This is a genomic window from Mycetocola sp. BIGb0189 (genome assembly GCF_024810155.1).
In the GTDB taxonomy this organism is placed as follows: Bacteria; Actinomycetota; Actinomycetes; order Actinomycetales; family Microbacteriaceae; genus Mycetocola; species Mycetocola lacteus.
Genome location: NZ_JANUED010000007.1, coordinates 12,177 through 28,555 on the forward strand (window position 1 = coordinate 12,177; position 16,379 = coordinate 28,555).

Annotated in this window: 13 protein-coding genes and 1 riboswitch; of the genes, 4 read left to right on the forward strand and 9 right to left on the reverse strand. The window is 68.8% G+C overall.

Going from position 1 to position 16,379, the window contains the following annotated elements; all coding sequences use genetic code 11:
* Positions 1–46: 46 nt before the first annotated feature.
* From M2390_RS11580 to M2390_RS11615, 8 genes are all read right to left on the reverse strand, one after another.
* Complete coding sequence (locus tag M2390_RS11580; protein ID WP_259178877.1) at positions 47–2,173, reverse strand: ATP-dependent DNA helicase RecQ; 2,127 nt, start codon at positions 2,171–2,173, stop codon at positions 47–49.
* 89 nt (positions 2,174–2,262) lie between these two features.
* Positions 2,263–4,362 (reverse strand): bifunctional lysylphosphatidylglycerol flippase/synthetase MprF, encoded by a 2,100-nt coding sequence (locus tag M2390_RS11585; protein ID WP_259178878.1) that lies wholly within the window; start codon positions 4,360–4,362, stop codon positions 2,263–2,265.
* 87 nt (positions 4,363–4,449) lie between these two features.
* On the reverse strand, positions 4,450–5,871 hold the full coding sequence (locus M2390_RS11590) for an L-serine ammonia-lyase (protein ID WP_259178880.1): 1,422 nt from the start codon (positions 5,869–5,871) through the stop codon (positions 4,450–4,452).
* 92 nt (positions 5,872–5,963) lie between these two features.
* A complete protein-coding gene (gene gcvH / locus M2390_RS11595) occupies positions 5,964–6,344 on the reverse strand; it encodes a glycine cleavage system protein GcvH (RefSeq protein WP_121687797.1) in 381 nt (126 codons plus the stop codon).
* A 58-nt stretch (positions 6,345–6,402) separates the two neighbouring features.
* A complete protein-coding gene (gene gcvT, locus M2390_RS11600; protein WP_259178883.1) occupies positions 6,403–7,515 on the reverse strand; it encodes a glycine cleavage system aminomethyltransferase GcvT in 1,113 nt (370 codons plus the stop codon).
* Positions 7,512–10,394 (reverse strand): aminomethyl-transferring glycine dehydrogenase, encoded by a 2,883-nt coding sequence (gene gcvP / locus M2390_RS11605; protein ID WP_259179275.1) that lies wholly within the window; start codon positions 10,392–10,394, stop codon positions 7,512–7,514. The genes gcvT and gcvP overlap by 4 nt, the downstream gene beginning before the upstream one ends.
* A gap of 217 nt (positions 10,395–10,611) precedes the next feature.
* Positions 10,612–10,701: riboswitch (glycine riboswitch) on the reverse strand.
* 98 nt (positions 10,702–10,799) lie between these two features.
* A complete protein-coding gene (locus M2390_RS11610) occupies positions 10,800–11,912 on the reverse strand; it encodes an NAD(P)-binding domain-containing protein (protein ID WP_396823009.1) in 1,113 nt (370 codons plus the stop codon).
* 5 nt (positions 11,913–11,917) lie between these two features.
* Positions 11,918–12,427, reverse strand: coding sequence for a MarR family winged helix-turn-helix transcriptional regulator (locus tag M2390_RS11615; protein WP_259178887.1), 510 nt, complete (start codon positions 12,425–12,427; stop codon positions 11,918–11,920).
* Between the two features lie 192 nt (positions 12,428–12,619).
* On the opposite strand from M2390_RS11615, the gene M2390_RS11620 reads away from it, so the two are divergent.
* The 3 genes from M2390_RS11620 to M2390_RS11630 are packed head-to-tail and all read left to right on the forward strand — an operon-like array spanning position 12,620 to position 14,360.
* Entirely contained in the window at positions 12,620–13,543 is a 924-nt protein-coding gene (locus tag M2390_RS11620; RefSeq protein ID WP_259178889.1) for a DnaJ domain-containing protein, read from the forward strand.
* 29 nt (positions 13,544–13,572) lie between these two features.
* Positions 13,573–13,869, forward strand: a complete 297-nt coding sequence (gene clpS, locus M2390_RS11625; protein ID WP_259178891.1) for an ATP-dependent Clp protease adapter ClpS — start codon at positions 13,573–13,575, stop codon at positions 13,867–13,869.
* Positions 13,866–14,360, forward strand: coding sequence for a DUF2017 domain-containing protein (locus M2390_RS11630; protein WP_259178893.1), 495 nt, complete (start codon positions 13,866–13,868; stop codon positions 14,358–14,360). Before clpS ends, M2390_RS11630 begins: the two co-directional genes overlap by 4 nt.
* Before the next feature lie 86 nt (positions 14,361–14,446).
* Here the strand turns inward: M2390_RS11630 and M2390_RS11635 are convergent, their stop codons facing one another.
* Entirely contained in the window at positions 14,447–14,863 is a 417-nt protein-coding gene (locus M2390_RS11635) for a DUF2809 domain-containing protein (RefSeq protein WP_259178895.1), read from the reverse strand.
* Positions 14,864–14,966: 103 nt separating this feature from the next.
* On the opposite strand from M2390_RS11635, the gene M2390_RS11640 reads away from it, so the two are divergent.
* Positions 14,967–16,238, forward strand: a complete 1,272-nt coding sequence (locus M2390_RS11640; protein WP_259178896.1) for a M18 family aminopeptidase — start codon at positions 14,967–14,969, stop codon at positions 16,236–16,238.
* The last annotated feature ends 141 nt before the right edge of the window (positions 16,239–16,379 follow it).

The following is a 16,379-nucleotide window of genomic DNA, read 5'->3' on the forward strand; positions in this document are numbered from 1 at the left end:
CGGGCCCGTAACCTCTGAGTGGGGTTACGGGCCCGCTGTGTTGATGCTAGGCGACGAGGGCCAGCGCGAAGGGCAGCACCGCGGTGGCACCGACCCGACGCAGCGCGAGGGCGCTGACCGTGAGGGTCCACCGACTGTCGACCCGATCATCCACCAGTAGGATCGGGCCGGGCCCAACCTGCGCGAGGTGTGCCATGAGGTCGGGTCCCACGGTGAAACCGTCCCAGACCCCGGCCAGGCGATAGCCGCTGTTGCCGCCGGCGCTGCCGCGCGGGCCGCCATTCACGAGCTCAAGCGAACCCAGATACGGCAGCTTGCCGGCACCCGCGAGGCCGCGCGCCACCGAGTCCACCAGCTGCGGATGCGAGCGCGAGGGGACCGACACCACGGCGACCGGTCGCTCGCTCCACCCCCAGGTGGCCAGCACACGAATCGCGGCGCCGAGCAGTGCCGGGCTGGCCGGCGCATCCGGGGTGCCCGGGGCGAAAATCTCGCGGAGGGTCCCGCCCCAGCCGAGGTCGGTGAGTCGGGCGATCGCGCGCCCGGGTTCGGCGCGCAGGGCCTCGGGAATCTTGCCACGCACCGCGGCCCCGGCCAGGGTGATGCCCAGGCGGTCGGCACCGGTGGGCCACTGACGGCGCGGCTCGATCTCAACCGACACCCGATCCAGGGAACCGGCGGCCTCGGTGGCCGCCTGCTCGCTGATCGAGGAGGGATACCAGGCGGTGGTGCAGCGGTCACAGCGACCGCAGGGCGCCGCGGTCGGATCATCCAGGTCGCGCTGCAGCGTCGCCATTCGGCACTCGGTGGTGCGCTGATACTCGATCATCGACGCCTCCTCGTCGAGGCGGGCTCGCGCGATTCGCGCATAGCGGTCGGCATCGTAGGTCCAGGGCTGGCCGGTCCCGACCCAGCCGCCGGTCACCCGGTGCACGGCGCCGTCCACATCCAGGACCTTGAGCAGCAGCTCCAGCGGAGTGCGTCGGATATTCACCCAGGCCTCCAGCGCGGGGGTGGAAATCGGATCGGAGCCGAGCGCCTCCAGGACCGCGCGGGCGCGCTCCTCATCGGGCATCGAGGCGGTCGCGAAGTAGCGCCAGATCTCGCGGTCCTCGGTTCCGGGCAGCAACAGCACGTCGGCGCGGTCCGTCCCGCGACCGGCACGACCCACCTGCTGGTAGTAGGCGACCGGGGAGGACGGGGCGCCGAGGTGCACCACAAATCCCAGGTCGGGCTTGTCGAAGCCCATCCCCAGCGCGCTGGTGGCCACCAGGGCCTTGAGCTCGTTGTTCTTGAGCATCAGCTCGGACTCGGCACGCTCATCGGTGTCGGTCCGGCCGGTGTAGGCGCGCACATTGTGCCCGGCATCGCGCAGCAGCCGGGCGGTATCCTCGGCCGCCGAGACGGTCAGCGCGTAGATGATGCCACTGCCCTGGAAATCACCCAGATGGCTGAGCAGCCATCCCAGGCGGGCACGTGAGTCCGGCAGTTCCAGCACGCCGAGGCGCAGCGAGGCGCGCGCCAGCGAACCGCGGATCGTGACTACGCCACCCGCATCCACGGCCAGCTGTTCCTCGATGTCGGTGACCACGCGGGCGTTGGCCGTGGCCGTGGTGGCCAAAACGGGCAGGTTGGCCGGGAGGGCACGAATCAGCTCGGCGATCCGGCGATAGTCGGGACGGAAGTCGTGACCCCAGTCGGAGATACAGTGGGCCTCGTCGATCACCAGCAGGCCGATCCTCCCCATCAGGGTGGGCAGCTGCTCGTCCCGGAAGCGCGGGTTGTTCAGCCGCTCGGGTGAGACCAGCAGCACGTCTACCTCGTCATTCGCCAGGGCCTGGCGCGCATCGTCCCACTCGTGGGCATTGGCCGAGTTGATCGCAACCGCGCGCACCCCGGCCCGGGCGGCCGCCGCCACCTGATCGCGCATCAGCGAGAGCAGCGGCGAAACCAGCAGGGTGGGTCCGGCGCCGCGGCGGCGCAGCAGCAGGGTGGCGATGAAGTACACGGCGGACTTGCCCCAACCGGTACGCTGCACCACCAGCGCGCGGCGCCGTGCATCGACCAGGGTGCTGATGGCCTCAAACTGGCCCTCGTGAAAGTGGGCATCCGGAACGCCGGTCAAATCGGCGAGGATGGCGCGGGCTTCGGCTTCGATCGGGCTCGTGGACATGCCCCCAGTCTTGCAGCAACCCCCGTCCCCGACGCAGAAACCGCGCCGGGGCACGAGGCTCGGCGCGGATTCTGCGTGGTGACTGCGGGTTATTTCGGGGCGCGCAGGCTGCGCACCAGCGAGGGCAGCGTGGCATCCGGGAGGAAGGCGCGACCGAGGCCCAGCCCGATCCGCGCCAGGTCACCCTCGTCGCGGTAGAGCAGGTAGACCGGCTCATAACGCGGGTTGAACTTCCGCTTGAACGCGTGCAGCGAGCGGAATCCGTAGAGCGGCTCGATGGCTTCTCCCAGCCCACTCAGAAGGTTGTCGATGATGTTGCCGCCGCGCTGGCCCAGGTGGGCCAGCGGCGCACCGGAGAGGGAGGCGATCATCGCGCCCTCGGCGGAGAACTCCTGGGCCGAACGACCGATCAGGTACTCCATCACCGGACCAAAACCGCCCTCGCGGCGCCGCATCAGGTCCAGGGTCCAGCCGTGAATAGTGCCGTTTTCGCCGTACACCGGGAGCCAGCTCAGGAACCCATCGATCTCCCCCTCGGCGTTATACGCCAGGGCCAGGCGAACCGAGGGATCCAGCGCCTCATCGACTCCACCCAGGGTGAAGCCCATCTCGGGCAGACCCTTATCTCCGAGCCACGCTTCGGAGATCTGTCGCACCTGCTGCTGAACCTTGCGCGGCTCGGCCGACAGGTGCGTCAGGCGGAAGGTCACCCCCTCGCGGTCGGCCTTGTTGAGGGAGGTCCGCACCGAGTTCCAGCGCTTACCGGTAAAGGCCAGGCCGGGCAGGTCGATGATCGTGTCCTCGGCAACCTGAAGCGAACGCCAGGTGGGCAGCGATTCGGTGCGCAGGGCCTCACTGGCCACAAAGAAGCAGGGCACAAACCCGGCCTTCTCGGCCGAGGCGATGAACTGGCGGGCGGTCTCGGTGCGCTCGGCGACCGGTCCGATCGGGTCGGACAGCGCGATCGCGGTCTTGGCATGCACCTGATAGGTGACAAAGCCGCGGCCGGTCGGGCTGAAGTAGTGCCGGTTTCCGGGCCAGGTGGTCATCCAGGACAGGGTGCCGCCGCCGCTCTCGCGCAGAACCTCGCGGACGCTGCGCTCATTGCCGCCGCCACCACCGGGCAGGCGGCGACGGAACGGCACGGTGAAGGCGCCGTGGGCCACCAGAAGGTAGATGAAGAAGATCAGCCACAGCACGCCGTCGGCGATGGTCACGTTGGTGCTGCTCGCGTAGGCGCGGATCTCTTCGAGCTCGGGAATGCTGGTCTGCACGATCAGGAAGAAGGACAGGCCGGCCAGGATGTTGATCAGCGAGAGACCGAGGGCCAGGACCCATGCCAGGCGGCGGCCGGTGCGCAGTCCGTTGGCCAGCACCAGGATGATCAGCGCGTTCACGACCGCGTGGCCCCAGGAACCCTCAAGCAGCGAGGTGTCGCCGAAGGGCCCGTGGGTGCGCACCACGGTGAGGATCAGCTGGATCGCGCCAAGGCCCAGGATGGTGACAAACGTGGTGAAGCGACGCTCATGGATACTGGGGGCGCGCTTGCGGCGGCGGGTGCCCATCGCGAGCACAATAATGATCGCCGCGGCGTTGAGCAGCGCGGGCAGAATACCCAGGAACAGCACGCCGATCGCGGCCACATAGATGAGGATCATCCGGCCCCGGCTGCGCCAGGGATCGGGCAGGCTGTTGATGGTCGCGGTTAGCGCGGCAAAGAGTCCGGGCATCATGCCCACGGTCACCGTGGTGGCCAGATTATCGGCCCACTCCCAGCCCAAATCGGAGAAGATTGAGAGGAAGAGTGCGCTGGTAAGCACCGCCGCCAGCTGGCCAAAAATGAAGTACCCGGCGGCCACGCCGGAGCCTCGACGCAGCTCCAGGCGGATCAGCGAGAACGGCACCAGAATCAGGAACCACACGTACATTGCCGGGTGGGCTGCCCAGAACATTCCGGTGATCAGGGTCCACCAGTGTCCGGCATCGAATGCGGGCACACCGTAGGCCACCAGGTGGAACCAGTGGCGGTGACGCAAGGGATCCCAGAGGGCACCGGTGGTGGCACCCAGGAACAGCACGACGGCGATCAGACCGAAGCTGAAGGGCAGCCGGCGAACGGTCTCAAACCAGCGGCGCGGGTGCCACCGGGATGCCGGCGTCGCCGGGGCGGATTGTTCGACGGTCGTCATGAGACCCCTTCGCAAGACAACATAGGTCTCAAAACTCTACGGGTATTACCAGGGGAAACACCGTGAACAACACCCTCCTGTGCTGTATTAACACTCCACCACGTTCACGGCGAGGCCACCCAGCGAGGTCTCCTTATACTTGCTGCTCATGTCATTTCCGGTGTCACGCATGGTGAGAATCACCTGATCGAGGGATACCCGATGGGTGCCATCACCCCACAGTGCCATCTTCGCCGCGTTGACGGCCTTGGCGGCGCCGATCGCATTGCGTTCGATACACGGGATCTGCACCAGCCCGCCCACCGGGTCACAGGTGAGTCCGAGGTTGTGCTCCATCGCGATCTCCGCCGCGTTGGCGACCTGGGCGGGGGTACCGCCGAGGATTTCGGCGAGGGCGGCCGCGGCCATCGAGGAGGCCGAGCCCACCTCCCCCTGGCAGCCCAGCTCGGCGCCCGAGATCGCCGCCATCTCCTTATAGAGCACCCCGATCGCCGCCGCGGTGAGCAGGAAGCGCTCGGTGATGTCATCGCGCAGGGCCAGCAGCTCGGCGCTCGCCTCGGTGCCGCCGTCGGGGCTCATCAGCGCCCGCACGCTCGGGGCATAGTGGACCGCATAAAACAGCACGGCGGGGATGATGCCCGCGGCGCCGTTGGTCGGGGCGGTGACCACCCGTCCTCCCGAGGCGTTTTCCTCGTTGACCGCGAGGGCCACCAGGTTGACCCACTCCTGCCAGTACAGCGGATCGCGGTGCGGATCCAAGGCGCGTAAACGCTCATGCCAGGCGGGCGCTCGGCGCTTCACATCGAGTCCGCCCGGGAGCACCCCGGTGCGGGCGATCGCCGAGTCGGCGCACTGGTTCATCACGTCACGAATATGCAGCAGGCCCGAGCGCAGGCCCGCGGCATCGATGGTGGCGAGCTCGTTTTGGCGCATGACCTCGGAGATGTCGATGCCGAGTTCGGTGCAGTGCTCGAGCAGCCGGGCGGCGCTGGCAAAGGGCAGCGGCACCGGCCCGGTATCCAGCACGGTATCGGGAAGCGCACCGTCGCGGGTGATAAAGCCGCCGCCGATCGAATAGAAGGTTTCGGTGGCGAGTTCGACCCCGGCCGCATCCAGGGCGCTCAGCCGCATCGCGTTGGTGTGCCGAGGCAGCACGGTGAGCGGGTGGAGGATCATATCGTCCTCCCCCAGGGTGATCGCGCGCTCGCCGCCCAGGAGCAGCGGCGCCCCGGCGGCGATGCCGGCCAGGGTCTCGGTGACGGTGTCGGGTCCGATGGTTTCCGGATCAAACCCCGAGAGGCCCAACAGGATCGCGCCCTGGGTGCCGTGTCCGCGGCCGGTGGCCGCGAGCGAGCCGTACAGGTGAACGTTCAGCTCGGCGACGCTGCCCAGCAGATTGTGATCACGCAGTTCGGTGGCAAAAATATTTGCGGCCCGCATCGGGCCGACGGTGTGTGAACTCGAGGGTCCGATTCCGATCGAAAACAGATCAAAAACGCCAACACTCATGGGAACTCCTTTGATGTGGATGCGCCGGGCGTCGATGCCCGGTGATCCGTGATCCGTGGCCGCGCGGTGTCACCGGCGGCCACGGCATCGAATTACGGCGCGGTGACGCCGTTTGCAGCCGCGTACTCCTCGGGGCTCAGCAGCGGTCCCTCGGCGGTCACGGCGACGGTGAAGAGCCAGCCGGCACCGTACGGGTCGCCGTTGACCAGGGCGGGATCATCCAGCACCGCCTGGTTGATGGCGATGACCTCACCGGTGACCGGCGCGTACAGGTCGGACACGGACTTGGTGGACTCGACCTCGCCGCAGGTGGCGCCCGCGGTCACGGTGTCACCCACCTCGGGCAGGCTCACGTAGACGATGTCACCGAGGGCCTCGGCGGCGACCGCGGTGATGCCCACGGTTGCGGGATCGCCGGCGGCCAGCCACTCGTGCTCGGCGGAGTATTTCAGGTTGGGGGCAACGGTGCTCATGGGTGCCTTTCGATGGTGATGGGGTGTGTGGTGGTGCTGTGGGTGGTGGTGCTGTGGATTAGCGGGTACGGCGATAAAACGGGGTCTCAACCACGGTGAACGCCTCGGGCTTGCCGCGCAGGTCGGCCTGGACCGGGGTGCCGGGGGTCGCGAATTCGGGGTCGACGTAGGCAAATCCGATCGGATACCCGAGGGTCGGGCTCGGCTGGCCCGAGGTCACCGCGCCGATCACCTCGCCCTCGCAGAGGATCGGGTAGCCGGCCCGGGCGGCTCGGCGGCCCTCGCCGCGCAGACCCACCAGGACCCGGCGGCCCGTGCGGTTATCCCGGGCGGCTTCCAGTGCCGCGCGGCCCACGAAATTGTGGCCCTCGGTGAGGTTCACCACGCGGTCGAATCCCGCATCAAACGGGGTCAGTTCGCGGGTCAGCTCGTTGCCGTAGAGCGGCATGCCCGCCTCGAGACGCAGCGAGTCCCGGGCGGCCAGGCCGCAGGGAATCAGGCCGCGGGTGAGCCCGGCGGCCAGCAGGGTGTCCCAGAGTTCCGCGGCGCGAGAGTTGGGAATGAACAGCTCGAAGCCGTCCTCCCCGGTGTAGCCGGTGCGGGCGACCAGCGCCGGCTCGCCGTCCACGCTCAGCTCGATGGCCGCGTAGTAGCGCAGCGCGGCCAGGTCCTCATGGTCGGCCTCGGGCACCAGGGTGGCCAGGATCTCTGCGGCGCGCGGACCCTGCAGGGCGATCAGCGCGGTGTTCGCGCTGGCATCGGTGACGGTAGCGGTGAATCCGGCGGCGCGCACGGTCAGTTCCCCGGCCACCAGCTCGGCGTTGCCCGCGTTCGGGACCACCAGGAAGCGTTCGGGGGTGAGGCGGTAGACGATCAGGTCGTCGAGGATCCCGCCGTCCTCCGCCACGATCAGCGAGTACTTGGCGCGGCCCACGGCCAGGGTGTCGAAGGCCCCGACCAGTGCGAAGCTCAGCGCGGCGGCCGCATCCGGTCCCTGCACCCAGACCTCGCCCATGTGGGAGAGGTCAAACAGGCCCGCGGCGGTGCGCACCGCGGTGTGCTCGGCGAGCTCGGACCCGTAGCGCAGCGGCATCTGCCAGCCACCAAAATCGGTGAAGTGCGCGCCGAGGGCGGCGTGGGCGTCGTACAGGGCGGTGGTGCGCTCGGTCATCGGGTGGCCTCGGCTTCCTCGGTGTGGCCCTCCTCGGAGGACGTTTCCTCAAAGGCGGACAGGGGCGGGCAGGAGCAGATCAGGTTGCGGTCTCCGGCGGCCTGGTTGATCCGGCCCACCGGCGGGAAGTACTTGTCCTGACGCAGTCCGGGCACCGGGAAGGCCGCCTGCTCGCGACCGTAGGGGCGGTCCCAGGTGTCCGAGAGCAGCGCGGCGGCGGTGTGCGGGGCGCGGCGCAGCGGCGATTCGGCCACCGGGTACTCCCCCGCCTCGACCGCGGCAATCTCGGCGCGGATCACCCGCATCGCGGTCACGAAGCGCTCAAGCTCGGTGGTGTCCTCGGACTCGGTGGGCTCGACCATCAGGGTGCCGGGCACCGGGAAGGACAGCGTCGGGGCGTGGAACCCGAAGTCCATCAGGCGCTTGGCCACGTCCTCGGCGGTGACGCCGGTGGCGGCGGTGATCGGACGCAGGTCGAGGATGCACTCGTGTGCGACCAGGCCGTCGTTTCCGCGGTAGAGCACCGGGAAGTACTCATCCAGGCGTGCGGCCAGGTAGTTGGCGGAGAGCAGTGCGGTGCGGGTCGCGCGGGTCAGACCCTCGCCACCCATCAGGCGCACGTACGCCCAGCTGATCGGCAGGACCCCGGCCGAGCCGAAGCGGGCCGAGGAGATCGGGGTCGTGGAGTTCGGGTCCGTCGCATCCCCGGGCAGGAAGGGTGCCAGGTGGGCGCGCACGGCGACCGGTCCCACGCCGGGTCCGCCGCCCCCGTGCGGGATGCAGAAGGTCTTGTGTAGGTTCAGGTGCGAGACGTCGCCGCCAAACTCGCCGGGCTTGGCGAGCCCGACCAGCGCGTTGAGGTTGGCGCCGTCGATGTAGACCTGTCCGCCGGCCGCGTGCACCGCGTCACACACCTCACGCACATCGGCGTCGAAGACACCGTGGGTCGAGGGGTAGGTGATCATGATCGCGGCCAGCACGTCGCGGTGCTCGGCGATCTTGGCGTTCAGATCGGCGTGATCGATCGTGCCGTCGGCCGCGGTGGCCACCACTACGACCCGCATCCCGGCGAGCACCGCCGAGGCCGCGTTGGTGCCGTGCGCGCTCGCCGGAATCAGGCAGATGGTGCGCGCCTCATCCCCGCGGGAGCGGTGGTAGCCGCGGATCGCCAGCAGGCCCGCGAGTTCGCCCTGGGAACCGGCGTTGGGCTGAACCGAGACCCGGTCATAGCCGGTGATCTCGGCCAGATCTTCCTCGAGCTCGGTGATCAGGGTACGCCAGCCCACGGTCTGGTGATCGGGGGCGAAGGGGTGGATCGAGGCGAATTCGGGCCAGGAGATGGCCTCCATCTCGACCGCCGCGTTGAGCTTCATGGTGCAGGATCCCAGCGGGATCATGGTCCGGTCCAGGGCCAGATCGCGGTCCGAGAGGCGGCGAATGTAGCGCAGCAGCTGGGTTTCGGAGCGGTGCTGGTGGAACACCGGGTGGGTGAGGAAGGCGCTGGTGCGCACAATCTCGGCGGGGATCCGGTCGGCGTCGGCCGGAACGACCGGTGCGCCCTCGGTGCCGGTGATCGCGGCCAGTACGTGGTCGAGAATGCGCGCGGTGGTGACCTCGTTGACCGCCACTCCCACGTGGTCGGCATCGATCCGGCGCAGGTTGATTCCGCGGCCCTCGGCGGCAGCCAGCACCTCGGCGGCGCGTCCAGGAACGGCCACGGTCAGGGTGTCAAACGCGGTCTGATTGACCACGGTGATACCCGCGGATTCCAGCGCATCCCGCAGCCCGGTGGCCAGGCGGTGGATACGACGGGCGATGCTCGTGAGGCCCTCGGGACCGTGATACACCGCATAGAACGAGGCGACCACGGCCAGCAGGGCCTGCGCGGTACAGATGTTGGAGGTGGCCTTCTCGCGGCGGATGTGCTGCTCGCGAGTCTGCAGGGCCAGGCGGTAGGCGGGGCGTCCGGCATCATCCACCGAGACGCCGACCAGGCGACCGGGCAGCTGACGCTCAAGGCCCTTCTTCACCGCAATAAACGCCGCGTGCGGGCCACCGAAGAAGAGCGGAACACCCATTCGCTGGGCCGAACCCACCGCGATATCGGCACCCTGCTCGCCCGGGGAGGTCAGCAGGGTCAGGGCCAGCAGGTCGGTCGCGACGGTCACCAGGACACCACGCTCGTGGGCCGCGGCGATGACCGCCGAGTGATCCACGATCGCACCGGAAACGCCGGGCTGCTGCACAATTACGCCGCCCAGCGGACCCTCGGGCAGGTCGGTGGGCAGGCCCCGGGAGAGGTCGGCGACGATGATCTCGAACCCGAGCGCCTCGGCCCGGCCACGCAGCAGGGCGATGGTCTGCGGGAAGGCGTCGGCATCGATGACCGTGGGCGCATCATCCGGCAGGCCGCGGGTCGCGCGGCGCATGAGCAGCGCGGCCTCGACCACCGCGGTGCCCTCATCCAGCAGCGAGGCACCGGCGACATCGAGCCTGGTGAGGTCCTGGACCATGGTCTGGAAGTTCAGCAGCGCCTCCAGGCGTCCCTGCGAAATCTCGGGCTGATACGGGGTGTAGGCGGTGTACCAGGCGGGGCTTTCCAGCACGTTCCGGCGGATGACCGCGGGGGTGATGGTGTCGGAGTAGCCCTGCCCGATCAGCTGCACGGCGGTGGTATTCTGTGTGGCCAGCGCGCGCAGCGCGGTGAGAACGTCGGCCTCGGAGAGCGGCTGGGCCAGGTTCAGCGGTGCCGACTGGCGAATCGAGGTGGGAACCGCGGTGTCTACCAGCGCGGTGAGGCTCGGCTGCCCGATGACGCCGAGCATGTGAGCCACCTCGGCATCCCGATGCACCCCGATATGACGCTCGGCAAAGCCGATCTCGGGCGCGGGTTGCGTGTGTTCCTCGGCGGAAACGGATACGGACGGGTCGACCAGGGTCACGGGAACTCCAATATGGGTACCGGCGCGTGCGCGCCGGAAACGACGATGGGTTCCTCCCCGCTCTGTAGCTGTACCTGAGAGATTTCGCGCGAGATTCCGCACCTGCACCGTCGGTGGATCCGCTCGCGCACGAGGGATCACTTTCCAGAGTTGCCGCACCACTGCGGTCCATGGGCCTGAGAGATTCCCGGGGAGGGTTTGCTCCTACGGCGCCCAAACATCGGGACTCTCCCGCGGTGGTTTAGTGGCGTATGTGATTGTGGGTGTTCGGCATCAATCTACACGGTTTTTGGGCGCGGGAACACCACGCGCGGGTGCTCTCGGGATTCTTGGTGGAGGTGGTTACCTGCCCGAAACACGGGGCTCTTCCCCGAGCGCCTGCACCACCTGCGCGGCCGTGGCGCGGGCCGAACGGGCGGCCCCGATCGTGCTGGCCTGTGGGCCGTATCCGGCCAGGAAGAGGCGGGGTTCATCGATCGCCCGGCCACGCTCGACCCGGATCGTGTGTCCGGGGGCGGCCAGGCCCAGCGGTTCCAGGTGGTCAACCTCGGCGCGGAAGCCGGCGGCCCAGATGATCGCGTCCACCGTTTCCGCGGTCCCGTCGGGCCAGATCACGCCGGTTTCGGTCAGCGCGGTGAACATCGGGCGCTCGGTCAGGATCCCCGCCTCGCGCGCCTGGCGCATCCGCCGCGTCAGCGGGACGCCGGTGCCCGAGACGATACTGGGCAGGATCTCCCCCGCTCGGGCTGCCTCATCCTGGGCGGCGACCGCGGCCCGGGCATGATCGCGGGCAAGGCCCACGGTCTCGCTGAAGTCCACCGGATGCCGGGTTGCCCACTGCACACGCGCGGCCACCGGCGAGAGTTCCAGCACAAACCCGATCGCGCTGGTCCCGCCACCCACCACGATCACGTGCTGACCGGCAAACGCCTCGGCGGCCACAAACTCGGGGGTGCGCAGTTGACGCCCGGTGAAGAGCTCGCGGCCGGGAACCTCGGGCTGGATCGGATGGGTCCAGGTACCCGAGGCGTTGATCACGATCCGGGCCAGGATTTCGGTGTCGGGTGTCCCGGTGACCGCGTTCCGGGTGGTGACCCGAAGCGTGTGGTCGGGGCCGTCCGCGGTGACCGCGACCGCCTCGATCGGTCGCCGAATCGGCAGGCCGTAGGCGCGCTCGTAGCGGGAGTAGTAGTCGGCCACAATTTCCCGCGCGGGCTCATCCCCGGGGGCGGTGCGGAAGCTGAGCCCCAGGGTATCGAGGCCCGGCAGATCCTCAACCTGGTGCGCATCGTCCAGCCGCAGCGAGGCCCAGCGGTGCTGCCAGGCACCGCCCGACCCGGGGCCGCGGTCGATGATCCGCATGCTGGTCACGCCGCGGCGCTGAAGCTCCTGGGCCGTTGCCAGGCCCGCCTGGCCCGCGCCGATGATCAGCACATCGACCCGGTGATTGGACACCGCGCTCATACGGCGGGAGGCGCGGCCGCGGCGGGCGGGGTTAGCGCGTGGAGTCGATCGCTCGGATCCAGGGTGCGCAGGATGCGGGTGCTGACCTCATCCAGCGCGCCCACCAGGTCGGGGCCCAGCGCATCAAAGACGTGTTTACGCACGGTCTCCACGTGTCCGGGGGCCGCGGCCACCACGATCTCCCAGCCCGCGTCGGTCAGCCGCGCATTGGTCGCCCGGCGATCATCCGCACAGGGGAAACGCTCCACCAATCCGCGCTCCTCGAGGCGGCGCACCACGTGGGACAGCCGGGGCAGGGTCGCGTTGGTGGCATCCGACAGTGCGGTCATCCGCAGCGTGCGTTCGGGGGCTTCGGAGAGCTTTGCCAGGGTGAAGTACTCGTAGTGGGTCAGGCCGGCATCGGCCTGGAGCTCGGACTCGAGCGCCCCGGGGAGCAGCTGCACCACCGCGATAAAGCGCAGCCACGCCTGCATTTCCGCGGGACTGAGCCAGGGAACATCGGTCATTTTTCCTCCCAAAGCATGCCCGCTAACTATAACGCCCGCGGCCTTACGCCGAGGGCGGAATGGTGCCCGTACACCCCGGAGATGACCACAGAATGGAAGGGTGAGGCGTTTCATCCGCGCCTCCCGCTACGTTTTCCGCCGCCGCGCCCGGTAGCCTGGATCGATCCCCGGCCGTCTGTTTCAAGGAGCACCATGAGTACAAGCCCCGCCGAACGGACCCCGTATGAGGTCCTCGGAGTGGCCGGATCGGCGAGCGAGGACGACCTGCGCCGGGCCTACCGTCGTCGCGCCCGCGAGACCCACCCGGACACCGGGGGCAGCGCCGCCGCGTTTGACGAGGTGCAGCGCGCCTGGGAACTGGTGGGTACCATCGAGGCGCGTGCGTCCTATGACCGTGGATCCTCCTCGACCTCCTCCCCCGCCGAGCCCGGTGCCACCTGGTCGGCGGCCCCGCGTCCGCCGCGACAGGATTCTCGCCCCAAGGCGCGCACCTACGGACACCCCGGCGGCCGGGCGCGCGAGCGCTACCTGGCGATGCTGCGCGAGTGGGTGGGGCGCGGTGTCGACATCCCGGATCCGTATGAGGCACGCCTGGTGCGGACCGCTCCCCCGGAGATCCGCCGCGAGCTGGCCAAGGCGCTCGCCGAGGAGGCCACCGCCCGGCAGATCACCGACCTGGGTATGGGTTTCACGATGTGGAGCGATGTGGCCGCCGGTAACGAGGGAGCGCTGGATCACGTGGTCCTCGGCCCCGCCGGACTGTTTGCCATCGCCTCGGAGGACTGGGGCGGTCAGATTGTACTCAAGCGCGGCGAACTCCAGGGCGAAAATATCGGTCCGCTGGAACTGCCGGTTCGCCGCACCACCCGCACCGCACGGGCGTTTGCCAAGGACCTCCGGGTCAAGTTCACCGGCGTGCTGATCGTGGTCCCGGATAACTCGATGGAGGACGGCATTGTGGCCGTGGGTCGCGGACGCCACGCGAGCACCCTGGTGGTGCAGCGCTCGCTGCTCGGCCACGTGTTGCGCACCGGCATCCCCGGGATGGCGCACGGCAGCCTGAGCGATGTATTCGAGCTGCGCAGCGTGCTCCAGGCGGGTATCCGATTCCTCTAGGCCGCACCCGCGCCTATTCTTAAGGGGTGATGACCGACACCCAGCAACTCCTAGACCGTGCCCCGGCGGCGCTCGCCGAGACGCCCTGGGAGGTGGTGGTCTGGGACGATCCGGTGAACCTGATGAGCTACGTCTCCTTTGTGTTCCGCAGCCACTTCGGGATGAGCATCGAGCAGGCCGAGGAGCGCATGCTCGCCGTACACAACGAGGGCAGCGCGGTCGTGGCGAGGACCGGACGCGAGGCCGCCGAGATGCACGTGCAGGCGATGCACGGCTTCGGCCTGTGGGCCACCGTTCGGGCCGGCGATGCGGGGGCCGGAGCGTGAGTGTGAGCATCGGTGCCGTGCACCTGGATCAGAACGGCTTCACGCTGCTGCTGGAGGAGCACGAGCGGGCGATCCTCTCCGATCTGGCGGTCCAGTTGATCGAGGTGCTTGAGGACCCCACCGATCCGGTCGCCGAGCGACTCTATCCCGACGCCTACCCGGAGGATGCCGAGGCCTCGGCCGAGTTTCGCCGGCTGACCCGCGGCGACCTCGATGACGCCCGCATCCACGGTGCCCGGCTGCTCGCGGACACGATCCCCGCCGATCCGGCACCCGCACTCTCCCGCGCGGATGCCGCGACCGTGATGCGCGCGCTGGGCGATCTGCGTCAGGTCCTCGCCGAACGCCTGAGCATCACCACGCAGACCCCCGAGGCCGACCCCGATGAACCACTGACCGGTCTGTATGACTGGCTCGGCTACCTCCAGGAGTCCCTGGTGCTGGCGCTGGTGCGCGGCGATGAGGAGTCGGGACGGCTGGCGAAAAGCTAGGCCCGGCTCTCGACGCGGAATCAACCGGGTTCGGGCCTCGAAAACACGGCGGATCTGCCGGCGACCCTGCGTTGGGCGCCCCGCGGCTAGGGACGGTTTGATCCGAGTGCCGTGGCTCGCGATCGCCACCAGGTATCCAGTGCGGCAATGAGAACGCCGCCCAGCAGGTAGGCGATCAGATCCACCCAGTTGAAGGTGGTGCCCAGCAGATAGCGCCAGCCGATCCACTGTTCGGCCAGATGCAGCGGAATCCCGGTGGCCTGAAAGAATTCGATCGCCCAGCAGATCGCCACGGTGAGAAGACCCAGCGGGATCGGGCGCAGTCGCACCCAGAGAATTCCGATCGCCAGGTACGCGGCCACCGCATACAGGGCATCTCCGGTAAACCCGGCCACCTCGCCACTGCCCAGTTTGGTGACTGCAAGGCCCAGCGCCACACACACCATCAGCGCGATCAGTAGCGTGCGGCGGCGTGGCAGGGGACGTGAATCGGGAGTGTGCACGGGGTTCCTCTCGTGAGCGTTCAGGCTAGCGTGCCTCGGCTGGGAAAACGCACGTTCGGCACGGATTCCCCGCGCCGCCCCGAACAGTGATTGGATGGAGGGCATGCACAACACTGACGAGCTCATCGCGGACTTTGGTGCCTTCATTCAGGCCTCCCCCTCCTCCTATCACGCGGCCGCGGCGGGTGCCGCCCGGCTCGAGGGTGCCGGATTTACCCGGCTGGATGAGGCCGACGCCTGGTCCACCGAGGCCGGCCGCTACCTGGTGATCCGGGATGGCGCGCTGGTGGCCTGGATCCAGCCCGAGGGCGCGACCGCGACCACCGGCTTCCGCATCCTGGGTGCCCACACCGACTCCCCCGGGTTCAAGCTCAAGCCCAAGCCGAGCACCGGATCCGACGGCTGGCTGCAGGCCGGGGTTGAGGTCTACGGCGGCCCGCTGCTGAACTCCTGGCTCGACCGCGAGCTGGAGCTCGCCGGACGCCTGGTTCTGCGCGACGGCAGCGAGCACCTGGTGCGCACCGGACCGTACCTGCGGATCCCGCAGCTGGCGATCCACCTGGACCGCGAGGCTAATAACGGCCTGACCCTGAACCGTCAGCGTCACACCCAGCCCGTGTACGGCGTGGGTGATCGCTCCACCGCCGACCTGGTGGCGCACCTGGCGGCGCTCGCCGGCGTCGAGCCCGGTGAGGTGGCCGGCTATGACATTCTGACCGCCGACACCCAGGCCCCCGCCCGCTTCGGCCAGAATGGTGAGCTGTTTGCCGCCGGACGGATGGACAACCTCTCCTCGGTCTGGGCAGGACTGCACGCCCTGGAGACCCTGGCCGCCGATCCCGCACACATCGTGATGCTCGCCGCCTTCGACCACGAGGAACTCGGTTCGGAAACCCGCTCGGGTGCCAGCGGACCGCTGCTCGCCGAGATCACCGAGCGCATTGCGCTGGGACTTGGGGCCACCGGAACCGACCTGGCCCGCGCCTATGCCGCATCCTGGTGCCTCTCGGCGGATGCCGGTCACTCGGTGCACCCGAACTACGGCGAGATGCATGATCCCGCGGTGCGTCCGCTGGCCGGATCCGGTCCGCTGCTGAAGATCAACGCCAATCAGCGCTACGCGACCGACGCGCACGGTGCCGCGCTGTTCGCCCGGGCCTGCGAGGCCGCCGGGGTGAATTACCAGGAGTTTGTCTCTAACAACACCGTCCCCTGTGGTTCGACCATCGGCCCGCTTACCGCAACCCGCCTGGGTATCCGCACCGTGGACGTCGGGGTGCCGCTGCTCTCGATGCACTCGGCTCGCGAGCTGTGCCACGTGAACGACCCGATCGCGCTCTCCGGCGCCATCGGTGCCTTCTTCGCCGGCGCCTAATTACACGCAGACAGAAGGCCCGTCCCGATCCGGGGCGGGCCTTCGGTCTGCGGAGCCAACGTTGTCAATCCACTGAAAATTCGCTTCTCGAAGCCGCCTGCCGTCGACACCACAGAGCCGCGCTGATAGCGTCGCCAGAAC

What these genes read in the sequence shown, in the direction of transcription:
- gcvT (WP_259178883.1), bottom strand. Translation starts at nt 7,515, where the DNA reads ATGACCGAGCGCACCACCGCCCTGTACGACGCCCACGCCGCCCTCGGC.
- M2390_RS11615 (WP_259178887.1), bottom strand. Translation starts at nt 12,427, where the DNA reads ATGACCGATGTTCCCTGGCTCAGTCCCGCGGAAATGCAGGCGTGGCTG.
- M2390_RS11640 (WP_259178896.1), top strand. Translation starts at nt 14,967, where the DNA reads ATGCACAACACTGACGAGCTCATCGCGGACTTTGGTGCCTTCATTCAG.
- M2390_RS11620 (WP_259178889.1), top strand. Translation starts at nt 12,620, where the DNA reads ATGAGTACAAGCCCCGCCGAACGGACCCCGTATGAGGTCCTCGGAGTG.
- M2390_RS11590 (WP_259178880.1), bottom strand. Translation starts at nt 5,871, where the DNA reads ATGAGTGTTGGCGTTTTTGATCTGTTTTCGATCGGAATCGGACCCTCG.
- clpS (WP_259178891.1), top strand. Translation starts at nt 13,573, where the DNA reads ATGACCGACACCCAGCAACTCCTAGACCGTGCCCCGGCGGCGCTCGCC.
- M2390_RS11580 (WP_259178877.1), bottom strand. Translation starts at nt 2,173, where the DNA reads ATGTCCACGAGCCCGATCGAAGCCGAAGCCCGCGCCATCCTCGCCGAT.
- M2390_RS11585 (WP_259178878.1), bottom strand. Translation starts at nt 4,362, where the DNA reads ATGACGACCGTCGAACAATCCGCCCCGGCGACGCCGGCATCCCGGTGG.
- gcvH (WP_121687797.1), bottom strand. Translation starts at nt 6,344, where the DNA reads ATGAGCACCGTTGCCCCCAACCTGAAATACTCCGCCGAGCACGAGTGG.